A 16,598-nucleotide genomic window follows, 5' to 3' on the forward strand; every position below is an offset into this window, starting at 1 on the left:
TTCATCTAGCTGCGGACGCCAGCCCCTCGAGTCGCTTCGGTCTTGTAGCAAAAGGCAAAAATCGCCTTTTGTTTCAAGACCTCCAGCGCTTGTCGGGGCTAAGCAGGCGTCCTTCGCTTTTGTATCAGCCGAATCGGCCGTTAATATAGTCGTCTGTTAATGTATCTGATGGGTTGTTAAAGATTGTAGTCGTCCGGTCTTCCTCAATCACTTCGCCATTCAGGAAGAATGCAGTGCGATCGGAAATCCGAGCTGCTTGCTGCATATTGTGTGTGACGATGGCAATCGTGACATCATTTTTGATGGTGCTGATCAATTCTTCAATTTTATGAGTTGATACAGGATCTAAGGCGGAAGTTGGTTCATCCATCAAAATCACTTCTGGGTCGATGGCAAGGCAACGGGCGATACATAGCCGTTGTTGCTGGCCGCCGGAAAGACTGTACGCGCTTTTATGAAGCCGGTCTTTCACTTCATCCCATAACGCGGCTTTCTTTAAGCTTTCTTCCACAATCATGTCGAGCATCGTCTTATTGCGGATGCCGTGCACTTTTGGTCCGAACGCCACGTTTTCATAAATCGATTTCGGGAAGGGGTTCGGCTTTTGGAACACCATGCCGACTTTTGAACGAAGGATTTCGACAGGCATCGCCTTGCCTAAAATATTATTCCCGTTAAAAGTGACATTGCCTGAGATGGAGACATCAGCTGCCGTTTCCACCATTCGATTTAATGTTTTGAGGAACGTCGATTTCCCGCATCCCGATGGACCGATGATTGCGGTCACTTCTCGTTCATTAATAGAAAGATCGATGTTCTTCAATGCATGCGAAGTGCCATACCATAGATTCAAGCTGTTTGTTTCATAGATCGGCTTATGCCAACTTTCGTTTCGTAAAACTGATAATGGTTTTTCCTTTATACGGTCAAGAAGTAATGTCATTTGAAATCCTCCTAGTTGGTTTGAGGCTTACGTTTAGTGTACGGGAGGATTATTGAGGGAGTATAAAGGTGCTGTTAAGGTTATGTAAAGAGAAGTGACGCGTTCTACCTGGAGACTGTGCAAAATTTGCCGAGTCGGTGGTAAAGTGTCGAGATTCGGTGGTAAACCCGCCCATTTCGGTGATAAAACGCAAAAATATCCCCATATAAAAAGGCCATCCACATTCGGATAGCCTTTTCATTCATTCGAAAATATAGTGCAATGCCTTCACGGCTTGGTCCACTGTCTCGACCGTAGCATGCGCCTTACGGGAAAGTTCCTTCAAAGGATGGTGATGCTGCTCGGAACGGATGAGGATAAGCGGCTTGCCGTATGCAACCGCGGCACTCGCGTCCATCGCCGTATTCCATTGCTTGTACTGCTCGCCGAAAAGGGCGATGACAAGATCTGCTTTCTTCATTAGAAGTTCAGTCCGCAAGTTGTTGAAGCTGGAAGCAGCGGCATCCTTGAAAATCGCATCCGGCTGCTTGCCTAAAATCTCCTCACCGATATTATCCGAGCGATCGTGGTCTTCCATCGGACCGACGAAATCAATCGGCAAGTTCAAGGCCGCGACTTTCCGTTTCACCTCTTCACGCCAAGATGTATGGATTTCGCCTGCAAGATATACTGTCAATCTCATTAAAGATCCCTCCTATAAATGATACCCCCATTATAACATTCATCCGAATTAGATTGCCCAACGTTGCACGAAAGTTTAGAATTAAGGAAAGAAAAGGGGGAGACTTGATGAAAACGATTTGGCATAACGGTAAATTATATACGATGGACATGGAAAACGAAACCGTCGAGGCGCTTCTCACGGAATACGGAAAGATCATCGCGATGGGTACTTATGAGGAATTAAAGGATAAAGCCGAAGATGAAATCGACCTAAGAGGGGCGGTGCTCTATCCTGGATTCATCGACAATCATATGCATATGATTGGGCACGGTCAGAAGCTACTCAGCCTGGATCTGTCAAAGGCGAAGTCGGCCGATGAAATGATGGACATGCTCATGAACAGCTATCCTGATTTAACAGAGGATGAGTGGTTCATTGCCGAAGGATGGAATGAAAACAATTTTGCGGATAAAAAGATTTTCACGCGCCACGAACTGGACAAGGTAACGAATTCTCCAATGTATTTAAAGCGGACGTGCAGGCATGCGGCAATCGTCAACTCGAAAGCGTTGGAGCTTGCCGGCATTACGAAAGATACGCCGGATCCTGATGATGGCGTCATTGAGCGGGATGAAAACGGGGAACCGACGGGAGTATTGAAAGAAGGCCCGATGGATCGCGTCCTGCAGCTCATTCCTGCGCCGACGGAGGAGATGCTGACGAAGGCGCTGGAGAAATCGGTCGACGATCTTTTGTCACTCGGACTTACCGGCGCGGTGACGGATGACCTCGGGTATTACGGAGATTATCGCAATCCATTGCAGGCATTCCGGAATGTCATTGGTGAAAAGAAAAAATTCCGTGCCCATTTATTGCGGAGGTCGACAGTTTTTACGCAACTGATGGAAGACAAAGCGGTATATGATGAACCGTGGATCGACCCGGGAGAAATGAAGTTTTTCATTGATGGATCGCTTGGAGGAAGTACAGCTTTGTTAAGTGAACCTTATGCGAATGATCCATCCACTTTCGGAACAGCTGTGTTGACCGATGAGGAGATCCACGAACATGTGGCGACTGCCCGGAAATATGGTCAGGCGGTAGCAATGCATATGATCGGTGACGGAGCCGTTGAAAAAGGGTTGGACGCAATCGAAAAGCATCCCGTTCCTGAAGGGAAACGCGACCGTCTCATCCATGTGAATGTATTGCGTGATGACTTAGTGGAGCGGATGAAGAAACTTCCGATTGTCTTGGACATACAGCCCGTTTTCGTCTCATCCGATTTCCCTTGGGTGATGGAACGTCTAGGGGAGGATCGCCTTGACTGGGCATATGCGTGGAAGCGATTAATCGACGAAGGATTCATTTGCGGAGGAGGATCGGATGCGCCGATTGAAGAGGTCGACCCGTTGCTAGGCATCTACGCGGCGGTTACACGAAGAAAACCGGGAGAGACCCACGAAGGGTATTTGCCGAAAGAAAAGCTGAGCACGTTTGAGGCGGTCAGTTTATTCACATCAGGCAGCGCGGCGACAATTGGCAAGGCAGATTCGCGCGGGAAACTTGGCATTGGATTTGATGCAGACTTCACGGTCTTGGATAAGGACTTGTTTGAGGTAAGTGAAGAGGAAATCCTAGATGCTGCTGTCGTTATGACGGTAGTTGCAGGAGATATCATGTATCGGAACTGATAAAAATGTAGTTGGAGGAAGATAACAGGATGTTACGTGTCCGTTATCTTCTTTTCAGTATTGGTTGGATAGGAGATTGAATATGGTACAGTCACTTATATTCGATATGGATGGCACACTTTTTCAAACAGATAGAATCCTGGGATTAGCGCTCGATGATACGTTTGAACATTTACGGTCAATGGATAAATGGAACGGTGCTACACCGATTGAGAAATATCGTGAAATTATGGGAGTTCCTTTACCGAACGTATGGGAAACATTAATGCCCACTCATTCTAAGGAAGAAAGGGAACTAACGGATGGATATTTTCTTGAAAGATTACTTGAAAATATAAGAGATGGAAACGGAGCTTTATACCCCGGTGTCGAGGATCTCTTCAGTTACTTAAAAGAGAACCGATGCTCAATCTACATAGCAAGCAATGGGTTAATTGATTACCTCGAAGCCATAGTGAGCTATTATCGTTTGGATCGATGGGTGACAGAGACTTTTAGTATCGAGCAAATTGACTCCATGAATAAATCGCACTTAGTCCGGAGTATTGTACAAAAGTATGGCATTACAAACGGAGCGGTAGTAGGTGATCGATTATCGGATATAAACGCAGCGAAAGATAACGGTTTACTATCTATTGGCTGCAACTTCGATTTTGCAAGGGAAGAAGAACTTCCTCAGGCGGATGTCGTAATTGACGACTTACTTGAGTTAAAAAAGATCATAAGTGAGGACAGTTAGGAGTGTGAACGAAATGATAGATCTACGTAATAAACCGCTGATAGAAGGGGAGAAAGTTATCCTCAGACCTTTTAAGGAAGAGGACTTCCCTTTCATAGAGGACTGTTTACAGGACCCCGAAGTACTTAAATTGACAGGAAGCACAACAGAAATCGACTGGGATTTTACTCGTAATTGGTACGAAACAAGGAATGAACAAACGGATCGATTGGATCTGGCGGTCGTTGACTCATCTCAGGGCATCTTTGTTGGTGAGGCAGTGGTCAATCTATACGATGAAAAGAATCATAGTATGAATTTCAGGATTCTAATCGGCCCGAGGGGAAGGAATCGGGGATTAGGAACGGAAGCTACTCAGCTTATCATTGATTACATATTTCGAACAACGACACTTAACGAACTGACATTAAGTGTTTTTGACTTCAACCCAAGGGCTAAGCATGTTTATGAGAAGTTGGGCTTTGTCCAGGTGAGTGTCGATAAAAAGGATCTGGAGTTTGAAGGCGAATGGATTGATTCGATTAATATGAAATTGACCAGGGACAGTTGGTTGGGTAGAAAAACTGGTTAATCAAAACAGAGCAGATAGGGCTCTTCAGCCATTCTGCTCTGTATTTTTTATTTGTCTAATGAACTATCTTATTACTCCGCAGTCCCTGTAATAATCCCTTCAATCTCTCCAATCGGCAAAGGACCGTACTCTCGGCTATCGTATCCTCGCCACCATTGATCAACGAGAATGAACACTGTATTTTCCTCAACAGTTACAGCTGCCATATCCATATTGAAGTAATCCCTAATCCCTTGTTCATCCCTATATGCACTGCTCGGTACCGTATTGAAATACTCCTCCTCGCCCGCGCCGCGCCTAGTTGCTTTGCCATAAAACGTGTCGAGCATTTTTCCGTCAATATACACTTGGCCGCCTTTGATTTCGACCGTTTCACCTGGCAATCCGACGACTCTTCCGATATACATTTCAGGGACTGCGGCATTCTTGGCGATGACGGAAGACGGCGTATGATAGTAAACCGGTTGCCCCCGCTGAAGCTCATCGAAATCAGTTGAAACGACAAGTTTCCCATGTTCAAGTGTATTGAAATCATGATTTCCTCTATCCATGGAATCGGATCCCCATTCAATCAAAAATGTATGGTCATTTTGTTGGGCGATTTCCAATCGTTCCGGCGTCACATCATCCGTGATAACTTCTATTTGATCCAAATATGTCTGAGTTGAATATTCAATGCCGTCCTCTCCAGCAAATCTTCGCGGACCGAATTGTTTTAAAGTATAAGTGAACTCATCCGCTGTAATTGTATACAAATCACCTTTTCGCTTAACGGTATAGTTGGAATACTCTCCAGGCACTAACGATGGTTCTTTAATTTTATATCCTCGGAGTGCTTTTTCTTTGTCCATCTCTGGGTTATACACAAAACTGGTAAACCGATCTTCAATTGTGAATGAGTCCTTTTCGAATTTGAACACATATCTAGTTGGACTTGTTATGCTTGTTTGATCCAACCAGACCCCCTCCCATGAGGCTGTTACATTCGTTGCGCCTGATTCGCCAATGCTGACATAAAAACCAATGCCGACTGAGAGAAGAACAATAAGTGAAACGATGGATGGTAGCAACGAATTCATGCGAAACGCCTTTCGTTGCCGGGTTGGTTGGAAGAGTTGCTGGCGTGCTTTTTCCCTTTGCATGGGAGTCGGTATAAACTCTTGGCCAAGCTTCTCCAACTCTTGCACTATGTCTTCATCTGATAAGTGTCTCATTCGTAAAACCACCTTTCTCTAATTCCTCTTTGAATGCCGCAAGCGCCCTCGACAGGCTCATCTTCACTTTTCCTTCCGACCAATTCAGGATGGTCGACGTTTCTTTTGTGGAGAACCCTTGGATCTTCCGTAGAATGATCACTTGTTGGTAAGTTGGCTTTAGCTGGTTAAGCGCTTCGTAAAATTGCTTCTGTTGTGCATTAAGAAGGACAATTTCCTCCGATGAACGTTCGTGCTTAGTGTTATGCAGATCAAAGTAATACGTAATCGGATTCTTCTTTCTAAAATAACTCATCGTCGTTGTGTAGGCGATGCGAAAAATCCATGTCTTTACAAGAGAGTCACCGTTGAATTGCTTCTCACTCCGAATAACCTTCATAAATGTCTCTTGGGACAAATCTTCTGCTGTATGGGAATCCTTCACTAGCATAAGAATGTAACTATAGACGGCATCATAATATTCATCAAACCATGCTTCACTCGACAAATCGTTCACCTCACTTATTACTTACTTAGACGCATTCTCTTAATATCGGTAACGAATCTTCCATAATTCTTATACTACTTGTTCATACGAAAGACCGCATCCACACTTTTGAAGATGTGTGAATGCGGTCTCTACACGATTGTTTAGTGTTCGCCAAGCAACGGAACTTGCCATTCCTTTTCAACAGGGTAATAGAATGACATCGAAACGAGGTATAGCGTCAATTCTTCGGGCACTTCTGTCAAACCTTCTAATTCCAGAGCTAATCTTGCCTTGCGTCCGTTTTTGTCCAATTGACCCTCAGTGTAGGAGCCGTTGAGATTGAAATTGGCAGTGTAGCTATTTCCTTTGTCGTCTACGGCTATCCAGTTGCCCAACTCTGAGTTAAGTGTGTTGATTCTACCCTCCAAATTGATGATGACGGATTTTTCTTGTCCGGACTCTGGCTTTCTCACACTTGTGACCTTTAAATGATTTCCTTTATAGTCTAGCGTTAAGGGATGTTTAGTAATCTCTTTCGGTTTGATTGTCAAGGAAAGGTCTGTAGTTTCTTTTTTATAGACACCCTCCAAAACAAAGGTCAGTTGATTTTCATTCTTAGGGATGAATAAATGGGTCCAAGTAGTATGGCCAAATTTATCCATCTCTTCGCCTATCCATCGCAACATGCCAGTTGTCCCTGAAACAAGTGAGTGGCTCGTTGAATAAATCACTTCGTCCTCTGCATTTTTAATATGATAGGCTATTCCTGAAGTGTTCCTGGGGACAAGCGAATCCATTTTATCTTTGCCATGCTTATCCTCAAACGCGCGCATGGCCCTTTCATACTTTGTTTTTTCCTCTTCTGTAAGTGAGGTCTCGAAAAATAATCCAAAAGAAGAGGGGGCGATTTGCAGTTTCTTCAAATTGATTTCCACACCGTGATGGACGGCGGATGCATCCTTTAAATCGACCAATTTTGTAAGCCTATGATTTTCATGCAGATCGACAGGGACCTGTAACTGCCAATTGCCCTTTACTCCATTCAGTTCGACAAGATTGAATTGAATCATAAGTTTTTCTATAGAATTTCCTTGATCGTGAAGATTGAACTCTACGTAACCATAGTCACTCCCTTTACGCCAGCTTGTTCCAAATCCTTTCACTTCGTTGCCGTTTTGATCAATGGCTGTAATTTTATTGCGGTAATGCAAATAGTTCAATTGAGTATCTTGTGGAATTCCCTTTTCATTTAGCACTTTGTAGGAGAGTGAGACCCTTGACGTATCGGCAATGACTTCTTCCACAACAAGCGTCAGTCCCTGATCTTCAACTTGTAAATCAACCTGTTGTGTAAGCCCAGCCTCTGCAGCTTTATTCAACCCTATATCGACTTGGTCGGAAGAGAACAGACCACCGATAAATTGAGCAAAGGCCGGATTTACAGTCGCGCCGATCCCAACAGCTAAAACGATGCCTGCAGCAGTTAAGGCGGCTTGTTTCCAAATCTTCGTCCGACGCTGTTTTTCCGGTTTTTCATATGGCTCTAGCTGATCTAAGACGAGATCAGTAAAATTATCAGGCAAGGTCGGAGTTTGCAACGTTTCCTCAATGAAGCGCTGTTCCTCTTGAAAGGCATTCACAACTACTCCACAAGAAGTGCATGACTGTAAGTGCGTTTTAATTTCAGCCATTTCGTGTTCAGGTAGCAGCTGATCTACGAATTGCGAAAGTTTATCCGCCGTTGGACAGTTCATGAAAAATTCCTCCTCCTTGTTTTACGGTTTCCCTCATCTTTTTCTTTGCACGATGCAGTTTATTACGCACTGTTGATAGAGGGACGTCCATCAATTCACTAATTTCTTTATAACTAACTTCATTTATATAACGGAGAAGAATGATCAGTCGCTCATCTTCAGGCAATGTGGAAATCAGACGTTCCAACTGCCGGCTTTTCTCTTTTTTCAAGAACACAACTTCTGGATGCTCTCTATTGACCACTTTTGTTTCGTCGATTTCAACGGTGGAGTACCGTTTTTTACGGAATTCATCCATGCAATGATTGATCGCCACCCGGTATAGCCAGCTGGAGAAAGACCCGTCCGTATTGTATTTATCAAGATTCCGATACACTTTGATAAATGCATCTTGAACGAGGTCCTGGGCATCTTGCGGGTTTTTCGTCATCCGCAGAATGGTCGCATATAATTGGTTTTTATATTTGTTAATAATGTGTGCGTAGGCTTGTTTATCGCCTGCCAACACTTGCTGTATCCACAGCTGCTCTTGTTCCATAGTGACCTCCTAACTGAAACGGACATGCGCATGTCGTTTGGTGTTTCATATAGTATAACGGGTTTACTCACTGGAAAATTTCATTTTTTCCAAAACTTTCAACGCGAGTCGGTGGTAAAGTGGGGAAAGTCGGTGGTAAACACCATAGAATCGGTGATAAAGTGCCGAGAATCGGTGATAAAATTTAGAGAGTCGGTGATAAACCCGCAAAAGTCGGTGATAACGAGTGCGTGGGGGGATGCAGACAGATATACAGACGACACAATATGATAAACTTAGGGAAATCATCGTGAAAGGAACGGATAGCTGATGACGAATTTTTGGCATGAGCGATTTTCTACAGAAGAGTATATATACGGAAAAGAGCCGAATCAGTTTGTCGTGGAAGCTGCGCGCATGTTGCCGAAAGGAAAAGTGCTTTGCATCGCAGAAGGTGAGGGGCGCAATGCTGTCTACTTAGCATCCCTCGGATTTGATGTGACTGCATGGGACTATGCGCAGGCCGGGCTCGATAAGACAAACCAATTGGCGAATGAAAAAGGGGTTGCCGTTAAGACGGAGCTTCGTGACTTGGCGGAAGTTGTTTGGGAAGAGGAGCAGTGGGATGCGATCGTCCACATTTTCGGCCATTTCCCCGCGGATGTCATGAATCGGACGGCAGCAGGCGTTCAGAAAGCGCTGAAAGTAGGTGGCTTTTATGTCAGCGAATTATATACGAAAGAGCAACTTCGGTACGGTACAGGCGGACCGCGAGATGCGGCGATGCTTGCGGATCCAGCGGGCATTTTGCAAAAGTTCGATGGATATTTCATCAAACATTTCCACGTCGGGGAAGTAAACCGTGAAGAAGGGCAGCTTCATACAGGAACGGCCCATGTTGTACAAAGCATTTTTCAAAAGAGGGAGGAAGCGAACTAATGGACGGACGTAATCGAAGTGATGTGAAGCCAGGAATTAAGGTCGCAGTCATCCTGAAAAAGGACCAGCGCACAGGCGTGAAAACGGAAGGGGTCGTCAAGGATTTATTGACAAACTCGAGCTTCCATCCGCATGGCATCAAAGTACGGCTCGAGGACGGACAAGTCGGCAGGGTGAGCGATATATTAGGGTGAATGCGTAAAAATTCAGTGCGAAATTGAATACATCTAACATTGGCCGGATGGATTACTCCATTCGGTATTTTTTTATTCCCTTACTTCAACCAATTATTGACAAAATATTGTATACTGTTTGAAAGGAAGAGTTGCCAAAAGGGGGAGACATCATGCAAACTGTCTGGAGCATGTTATCAGTTTTATTCATATGGGCGTTAGTATTTCCATTTGCGGGATTCGCAGCGTTTTTATTATATATTTCAAATAAAGGTTTTTTTGTGCCGCTCGTCATTGCAGCTTACATATCATTCGGTGCAATGCTTGTCATGGCGCGCTTTGAATTGTTCAAATATAAGAAACAGTTCTGGCTCGGCGCGGGGGCTCTCATCGCTGTGTCGCTTCTGTTCACGATACCGGCCGTCTATGATAAAACACGGCCAGTTATTACCGATGGACAAGTTGAATTAGCTGCATACCAGCCGTTTGAAAAGAGAACAAAGGCTGTATCTTTAGATGAGCCTGCAACTTTGCACATCGAGGACGACTTGCCGATCATCGATGGGGCTACAGCGCTTTATCCAATTTACGCGGCATTCGCACAAGCCATTTATCCTGAAAAAGAGTACCAGCCTTATAACAGCGAAGTAATGTCGAATCGGACTGAAGCTGCCTATACGAACTTGATTGACGGAAAAGTGGATATCATTTTCGTGTTGGGGCCGTCTACAACGCAGCTGAACCAAGCGGAAAATGCTGGCAAGGAGCTGAAGCTGACGCCGATCGGGAAGGAGGCATTCGTCTTTTTCGTCAATTCCAAGAACCCGGTGGAAAGCTTGACTGAGGATGAAATCAAAGGGATTTACTCAGGGAAGATTACGAATTGGAAAGATGTCGGTGGGAAAGACAATGAAATCCGTGCATTCCAACGACCCGAAAATAGTGGCAGTCAAACTGCGCTGCGAAACTTCATGGGTCTTACGCCAATTATGAAGCCGCCGACAGAGGATGTCATGTCACTCATGGGCACGGTTATCGGCGAAGTGTCCGACTATAAAAATCATAAAAACGCAATCGGCTACACATTCAGGTACTACTCGACGAAGATGGTGAAAAACAATAGAATCCGGCTTCTTGGTGTGAACGGCGTTGAACCGACCATAGATACAATCAGGTCCGGGGAGTATCCGATTACGAATGAATTTTACGCAGTGACGGCAGGAAGCGAAAACCCGAATGTAGAAGCGTTCATAGAGTGGGTTCTGTCGGATGAAGGGCAGGAAATTATCGAGAAGACGGGATATGTTCCAGTCGGGAAGTGACTAAACAGGAAGGGGGTGCATGATATGATCGTCGCCCTTTGGCAAGCTTCATTGATCATATCGGTTCTTTCATTCTTATTCGGCCTATTAACCAAGTCTAAAACGTCATTGCTCATTAGCTTTTTCACTTCTTTACCGATTGCATATTATTTTTTCGGCGCAAACAATGCATTGAAACTAGTGGCGCTGTTCTCAGTTGTTCCCTTAGTGATCAAGTATTTGTTTTATCGGCATGAAAGAAGGAGAGTGCACTCATGACCTTTACAGAAACGTTTGAGATTAAACATCCAATCACCCAAGCCCCAATGGCAGGTGTCACGACGCCCAAATTCGTGGCGGCTGCGGCGAAAGCGGGAGTATTGGGATCCATCGGTGCAGGCTATTTATCCGCGGAAGCTACCCGGGATTTCATTCGCGAAGTCAAAAAGCTCACCGATAAGCCGTTCGCAGTCAACCTATTCATACCGGAACATGTGGACATGGACCAAGAGCAGCTGCGCCAAGCGTATTTGGCATTGGAGCCGATCTGCAAAAAGCTCGGCATACCTTATGGGGAGGCGCCGCTTTCCGAGCCTTCATTTGACGAGCAGGTAGATGTCCTGATCGATGAGAGGGTCGCTGTATGCTCCTTTACTTTCGGTTTGCCCGAAAAAACAGTTGTCCGGAAATTGAAGGAGCATGACATCTACCTGATTGGAACGGCAACGACAGTCGAAGAAGCCGTCCTAGCAGAACAAATCGGAATGGACGCAGTTGTGGCACAAGGCGCGGAAGCGGGAGGACATCGCGGTTCATTCATCGGCGAACAGCTTGTACCCCTAGAAGAGCTACTTCCTTCAATTGTGAAGGCTGTCAGCATTCCAGTCATTGCAGCTGGTGGAATCGCTAACAAGGAGCATCTCGAACTTCAACTCTCCCGCGGAGCAGCAGCCGTCCAAATCGGCACCGCATTGTTAGCAGCAGATGAAAGCGGTGCTCATCCGCTCTACAAAGAAGCCGTTTTGGCGGCCGTCGACAATCGTACAGTGCTTACAAAAGCGTTCTCTGGAAAACAGGCAAGAGGCATCCGAAACGAGTTCATAGAATTGACGGCAAGCGTCCCGATTGCTCCTTATCCATACCAAAACGACTTGACGAAGAAAATCCGAAGCGAAGCGGCAAAGCTTGGGAAACCGGAGTTCATGTCACTTTGGGCAGGGGAGAGCGTCCATGAAACAACGGAGGGAACGGTAGAGGAGATCATAGGGAAGTTCATTTGAATAGAGAAGGGTGAAAAGAAGTGTCTAGGGGCGTGGCGTGATTTTTTGTGTTTTCTCTGCAATATTTGAAAGAAACTGAAAATAATATTTAAATTTATCTTGAAATGAAGTATACTAATGTACAAACCTTGCAGGCCGATAGGGAAGGCCCACGTTACTCATGTTGCAACCGTCTTTTGAATAGTCTATTTACTAAAGGCTTCACTAACGGGCTAAAAGAGATCACTCCCAAATGGGAGAAAGGGGAAAAGAAATGATTACGTTCTTATTTGGTATCGTCTTATTGATTGTCGGTTATTTCACGTATGGCAAATTCATCGAGAAGATGTTTGGGGTGAAGGAAGACCGTGCGACACCTGCGTATACGAGCGGTGATGGCGTGGACTATGTGCCGATGAGCACAAAGAAAAACTCATTGATCCAGCTGTTGAACATTGCGGGGGTTGGTCCGATATTCGGTCCGATCATGGGGGCGCTTTATGGTCCGATTGCATTCATTTGGATTGTAATTGGCGCAATTTTTGCAGGTGCTGTCCATGACTATTTGACGGGGATGATCTCCATCCGTAACCGCGGGGCGCATTTGCCTGAGCTTGCAGGTAAGTTTTTGGGGAAATTCATGAAACATATCGTAAATGCTTTTGCGATTCTCTTATTGGTGCTTGTTGGAACGGTATTCGTTTCCGCGCCGGCTGGATTGCTGTACAACTTGATGAACGGTTGGATGGCGATGGGTATCATCGTTGCGCTTATTTTCGCCTATTATATTCTTGCGACACTATTGCCGATTGATAAGATCATCGGCCGTTTCTATCCGGTTTTCGGAGCACTTTTAATCATCAGTGCTGTCGGGGTTGGCGGAATGATGCTCATCAAAGGAGTACAAATTCCCGAGCTGACATTCGCGAATATGCATCCAGACAAATTAGCGATTTTCCCGCTATTATTCTTAACAATTTCATGTGGTGCATTGTCTGGTTTCCATGCAACACAATCACCGATCATCTCACGTACGACGCAAAAAGAAGGTCAAGGCCGTAAGATTTTCTACGGTATGATGATTGCAGAAGCGATTATCGCGATGATCTGGGCAGCAGCAGGAATGGCGCTGTTCAATGGGTATGGCGGCTTGAATGAGATGTTGGCTGCAGGCGGTCCTGCATTGATTGTCAGCGAAGCTTCGACGATGATGTTGGGCGCAGTAGGTGGAACGCTTGCAATCCTAGGCGTCATCATCCTTCCGATCACATCCGGCGATACGGCATTCCGTAGTGCCCGTATGATCATTGCGGACTATTTCAAATTGCCGCAAGTGAAGATTGCGAGCCGTCTTTGGATTGCTGCACCGATGTTCATCATTTCTATTGCCTTGACGCAAGTCGACTTTAATATCCTTTGGCGCTACTTCTCATGGGCGAACCAATCGACAGCTGTCATCGCGTTATTCGTAGGTGCGATGTATCTGTTCATTGCGCGGAAGAACTACTGGGTTGCACTCATTCCGGGAACGTTCATGCTGATGGCGACAATGACGTATATTTTGAACGCGACAATCGGCTTCGGGTTGCCGATGAATGTGGCATATATCGGGGCAACAGTCATTTCCATCTTCCTCGTCGTGCTATTCTTCTTCGCGGCGGTTCGGGCAAGAGCTGCACAAATTCCACTGGAAGAAGACATTTCGCATTGGAATAGTGCAACAACAAACTGATTGTAACTCTGAAAAAGAGGCGGCCAAGGCTGCCTCTTTTTACATATACCAAAGCAAGTCGTACTCCATCTTCTTGCCTTTTTCACTGTCCTGGTCGACGACTTTCCAAATGCCATTCTCCTTCAGGACCTTATAATAGAAATTGGTTCCATCGGCTGTCTTAAACAAAATGAAGCCTTCATTGCCTTTAACGAAAGTTACCGGGTTGATCACATTTTTGTAAGGCGGTTGAATTTCCGTGCTGAGAATGTTGATGACAATTTCTTCTGCGATATGTGCGAGGGAGTTGAAATCGTTATGTTTTTCAGCCTTATACCGTAATTGGTTGTAATCATACCTTTCATACGGAAGTAAATTTAAATGAAAAGACTTTTTAATGTCGATGAGCGCTTCCTTGTAAAACTGGTGCAATTTTTTTTCCTCTTCATCGCCTTCATGTGCAAAATCGAGCAATTTTACGCCTTTCGGACTGATTCCAAACTGTAATGTCTCTTTTCCGTAAGGCGGGTTTTCTGCTGTCTCAAACGTACTTACCTGAACTACGACTGTAAATGAAAATCCTCCATTCTCCTCTCGCTTGATGTCCGATATTTTAGCGTCGTACAATCCGTATGATTTATCGTAGCCGTAATATTGAATGATCCCTTCCGAGATATAGGGCTGAAGGGTTGCAAGCAAGGCGTCTTGGACGGATTGTTGGTCAATGCCGGGCTGTTCGGCTTTGGTCATAAGAGGTTGAAGCAGCATCGAAATCAGGAGAAACGGAACTAGTATATGTGGAATTTTCAATAAGGAAACCTCCTAACCGTTTTGTCCTTAGGTTTGCCTGTGTCGATGAATCAATACATGTATGAACTTTGAAAAAAGTGCCTTGGAACGAGGGTTGTTGCGTTATAATGAAATAAATTATTTGATTACGTGGATACCGGAGGATGTTATGCGGAAATATTATGGTGAAATCGGATTGCTTTTGACAGCGATCATTTGGGGAAGTGGGTTTGTCGGGAGTGCAGTTGCATTGGATTCTTACACACCTTATCAGATTTTGGCGGGAAGATTCCTGATTGGCGCTGTTCTATTATGTGCTGTTTTTTATAAAAAATTGAAGTTCATTTCTAAAAGCGCTTTGATTAAAGGGTCTATTTTAGGAATTTTCTTGTACATTGCATTCGCACTGCAAACGGTCGGCTTACAATTTACAACCCCTTCTAAAAATGCGTTTTTGACAGCGGTTAATGTAGTCATTGTGCCGTTTATCGGGCTGGCGATTTATAGAAGGAAATTGGATGTATTTGAACTCATCGGAGCTTTTCTCGCGATGTTCGGCGTGGCGGTTCTGTCACTCCAATGGTCAGCAGGGCTCAACATCGGAGATTTTCTCTCGTTTTGCTGTGCAATCGGTTTTGCGTTCCACATTTTCTACACGTCCCAGTTTGTAAAAAAGGAAGATCCGATTGCGTTGACGATTGTCCAAATGGCGACAGCGACTTTTATAGGTTTGGTTGTTGTACTTCTAAGAGGTGAAACGGAATTCACCACGCAGCCTGAAGGGTTAACGTCTTTACTCTATTTAGGCATTTTCTCGACGACAATTGCGTTTTTATTGCAGACCGTATCGCAGAAATTCATTACAGAAACGAAGGCTGCAATTATCCTTTCGACGGAATCATTATGGGGAATGGTCTTTTCCGTCATTCTATTAAGTGAAATCCTTACGCTTAAGATGGGAATCGGTGCGATTTTGATACTAGCTGCGATTATATTATCGGAAACAAAGTTAAACTTTTTGGTGAAAAGAAGTAACCCGGCACGAGTGGAGTAAAACAAAAATGAAGGGGTGGAGGTATGTATAGTTCTGATGAAAGAAACGAGTTTTTTATAAAAACGGTTGAGAAATTAGAGTCCTCCAATTTAGTCGAAGGAGTTATTCAGTTAGGCTCCGGGACGATCGGATATAAGGATGAATATTCCGATATTGATGTAATGGTTTCGACTTCTAAAGCTGAAGATGTTGAAAGCACAAAAAGTGTTGTGCATCAGATACTCAGAGAGTTTAATCCCATCTATATAAAAGAGAAGCAGTTTAGCAGGGATATTTATTTGCTTATCGCATTCATGGAAAATTCATTGGAGTTTAATGTGTCCATTCTTCCGAGTGAATTATTGAATGTGAAGTCGCCTTTGTGGAAAGTGATTGTAGATAAAACCGGATTCGTATCCGAAAAGATGAATGCTGAAAATGAAGTCTTTCAAAATAAGCCAATCAAATACAATGTGAATATCGATATAGTTTTTGAATTCGCTTATTGTGCTTTAAGTTTGGACAAAGAGTTGAAGAGAAATAATCTCATTTATGCTCTGAAGATGCTTGAAAATATGAGAGATTATGTCTTACTGGTACAAGCCATGAACGAAAACAAGAAGCTACACCAATTTAAAGCGTATGACACGTTGGACCCTTCGTTTATTGAGGAGTATCTTTCAACTTACCAAGATGAAATCACAGTTGAAAAATTGAAGTCTTCATCAAAGAAGCTGAAGGAACTATTTACTGAAGTAGTTGATCAAAGCTCCAGTATCACGATGGATAATGAATTACATCAGCTTTTACATTTACCAAAGGGGTGAA

Annotated in this window: 18 protein-coding genes; 11 read left to right on the forward strand and 7 right to left on the reverse strand. The window is 44.4% G+C overall.

Features of this window, described 5'->3' with window-relative positions; all coding sequences use genetic code 11:
• Positions 1 to 124: 124 nt before the first annotated feature.
• Entirely contained in the window at positions 125 to 943 is an 819-nt protein-coding gene (gene pstB / locus M3193_RS12005; RefSeq protein ID WP_251627949.1) for a phosphate ABC transporter ATP-binding protein PstB, read from the reverse strand.
• A 241-nt stretch (positions 944 to 1,184) separates the two neighbouring features.
• A complete protein-coding gene (locus M3193_RS12010; protein ID WP_060205541.1) occupies positions 1,185 to 1,625 on the reverse strand; it encodes a YtoQ family protein in 441 nt (146 codons plus the stop codon).
• A 107-nt stretch (positions 1,626 to 1,732) separates the two neighbouring features.
• Between M3193_RS12010 and M3193_RS12015 the strand changes: the two genes are divergently transcribed.
• The 3 genes from M3193_RS12015 to M3193_RS12025 all read left to right on the forward strand — a co-directional run bounded on the left by M3193_RS12015 (position 1,733) and on the right by M3193_RS12025 (position 4,611).
• Positions 1,733 to 3,301, forward strand: coding sequence for an amidohydrolase (locus M3193_RS12015; RefSeq protein ID WP_251627951.1), 1,569 nt, complete (start codon positions 1,733 to 1,735; stop codon positions 3,299 to 3,301).
• A gap of 82 nt (positions 3,302 to 3,383) precedes the next feature.
• Positions 3,384 to 4,040 carry an HAD hydrolase-like protein gene (locus tag M3193_RS12020; protein ID WP_251627953.1) on the forward strand — a complete coding sequence of 219 codons (657 nt, stop codon included), beginning with the start codon at positions 3,384 to 3,386 and terminating at the stop codon, positions 4,038 to 4,040.
• A 13-nt stretch (positions 4,041 to 4,053) separates the two neighbouring features.
• Positions 4,054 to 4,611 carry a GNAT family N-acetyltransferase gene (locus M3193_RS12025; RefSeq protein ID WP_251627955.1) on the forward strand — a complete coding sequence of 186 codons (558 nt, stop codon included), beginning with the start codon at positions 4,054 to 4,056 and terminating at the stop codon, positions 4,609 to 4,611.
• A 71-nt stretch (positions 4,612 to 4,682) separates the two neighbouring features.
• Here the strand turns inward: M3193_RS12025 and lepB are convergent, their stop codons facing one another.
• The 4 genes from lepB to M3193_RS12045 all read right to left on the reverse strand — a co-directional run bounded on the left by lepB (position 4,683) and on the right by M3193_RS12045 (position 8,586).
• Positions 4,683 to 5,825 carry a signal peptidase I gene (lepB, locus tag M3193_RS12030; protein WP_251627957.1) on the reverse strand — a complete coding sequence of 381 codons (1,143 nt, stop codon included), beginning with the start codon at positions 5,823 to 5,825 and terminating at the stop codon, positions 4,683 to 4,685.
• Positions 5,806 to 6,321, reverse strand: a complete 516-nt coding sequence (locus M3193_RS12035; protein WP_435372046.1) for an RNA polymerase sigma factor — start codon at positions 6,319 to 6,321, stop codon at positions 5,806 to 5,808. The genes lepB and M3193_RS12035 overlap by 20 nt, the downstream gene beginning before the upstream one ends.
• Positions 6,322 to 6,455: 134 nt before the next feature.
• A complete protein-coding gene (locus M3193_RS12040; RefSeq protein ID WP_251627961.1) occupies positions 6,456 to 8,048 on the reverse strand; it encodes a DUF4179 domain-containing protein in 1,593 nt (530 codons plus the stop codon).
• Positions 8,026 to 8,586 (reverse strand): RNA polymerase sigma factor, encoded by a 561-nt coding sequence (locus M3193_RS12045; protein ID WP_251627963.1) that lies wholly within the window; start codon positions 8,584 to 8,586, stop codon positions 8,026 to 8,028. Before M3193_RS12045 ends, M3193_RS12040 begins: the two co-directional genes overlap by 23 nt.
• Before the next feature lie 309 nt (positions 8,587 to 8,895).
• Between M3193_RS12045 and M3193_RS12050 the strand changes: the two genes are divergently transcribed.
• The 6 genes from M3193_RS12050 (at position 8,896) to M3193_RS12075 (ending at position 13,969) form a co-directional block, all read left to right on the forward strand.
• Complete coding sequence (locus tag M3193_RS12050) at positions 8,896 to 9,504, forward strand: methyltransferase domain-containing protein (protein WP_251627965.1); 609 nt, start codon at positions 8,896 to 8,898, stop codon at positions 9,502 to 9,504.
• A complete protein-coding gene (locus tag M3193_RS12055) occupies positions 9,504 to 9,698 on the forward strand; it encodes a YwbE family protein (RefSeq protein WP_251627968.1) in 195 nt (64 codons plus the stop codon). Before M3193_RS12050 ends, M3193_RS12055 begins: the two co-directional genes overlap by 1 nt.
• 152 nt (positions 9,699 to 9,850) lie before the next feature.
• Positions 9,851 to 10,999, forward strand: coding sequence for a PstS family phosphate ABC transporter substrate-binding protein (locus M3193_RS12060; RefSeq protein ID WP_251627969.1), 1,149 nt, complete (start codon positions 9,851 to 9,853; stop codon positions 10,997 to 10,999).
• A gap of 24 nt (positions 11,000 to 11,023) precedes the next feature.
• Entirely contained in the window at positions 11,024 to 11,257 is a 234-nt protein-coding gene (locus M3193_RS12065; protein WP_251627971.1) for a hypothetical protein, read from the forward strand.
• Complete coding sequence (locus M3193_RS12070; protein WP_251627973.1) at positions 11,254 to 12,258, forward strand: NAD(P)H-dependent flavin oxidoreductase; 1,005 nt, start codon at positions 11,254 to 11,256, stop codon at positions 12,256 to 12,258. The genes M3193_RS12065 and M3193_RS12070 overlap by 4 nt, the downstream gene beginning before the upstream one ends.
• Before the next feature lie 253 nt (positions 12,259 to 12,511).
• Positions 12,512 to 13,969 carry a carbon starvation CstA family protein gene (locus M3193_RS12075; RefSeq protein ID WP_251627975.1) on the forward strand — a complete coding sequence of 486 codons (1,458 nt, stop codon included), beginning with the start codon at positions 12,512 to 12,514 and terminating at the stop codon, positions 13,967 to 13,969.
• A 39-nt stretch (positions 13,970 to 14,008) separates the two neighbouring features.
• Here the strand turns inward: M3193_RS12075 and M3193_RS12080 are convergent, their stop codons facing one another.
• Positions 14,009 to 14,758: a DUF3888 domain-containing protein gene (locus tag M3193_RS12080; RefSeq protein ID WP_251627976.1), complete on the reverse strand. Its 750-nt coding sequence runs from the start codon at positions 14,756 to 14,758 to the stop codon at positions 14,009 to 14,011.
• 148 nt (positions 14,759 to 14,906) lie between these two features.
• Between M3193_RS12080 and M3193_RS12085 the strand changes: the two genes are divergently transcribed.
• Positions 14,907 to 15,791: a DMT family transporter gene (locus tag M3193_RS12085; protein WP_251627978.1), complete on the forward strand. Its 885-nt coding sequence runs from the start codon at positions 14,907 to 14,909 to the stop codon at positions 15,789 to 15,791.
• Between the two features lie 23 nt (positions 15,792 to 15,814).
• Positions 15,815 to 16,597 carry an aminoglycoside 6-adenylyltransferase gene (locus M3193_RS12090; RefSeq protein ID WP_251627979.1) on the forward strand — a complete coding sequence of 261 codons (783 nt, stop codon included), beginning with the start codon at positions 15,815 to 15,817 and terminating at the stop codon, positions 16,595 to 16,597.
• Position 16,598: the final 1 nt, after the last annotated feature.

The organism is Sporosarcina luteola, from assembly GCF_023715585.1.
Lineage (GTDB): Bacteria > Bacillota > Bacilli > Bacillales_A > Planococcaceae > Sporosarcina > Sporosarcina luteola_D.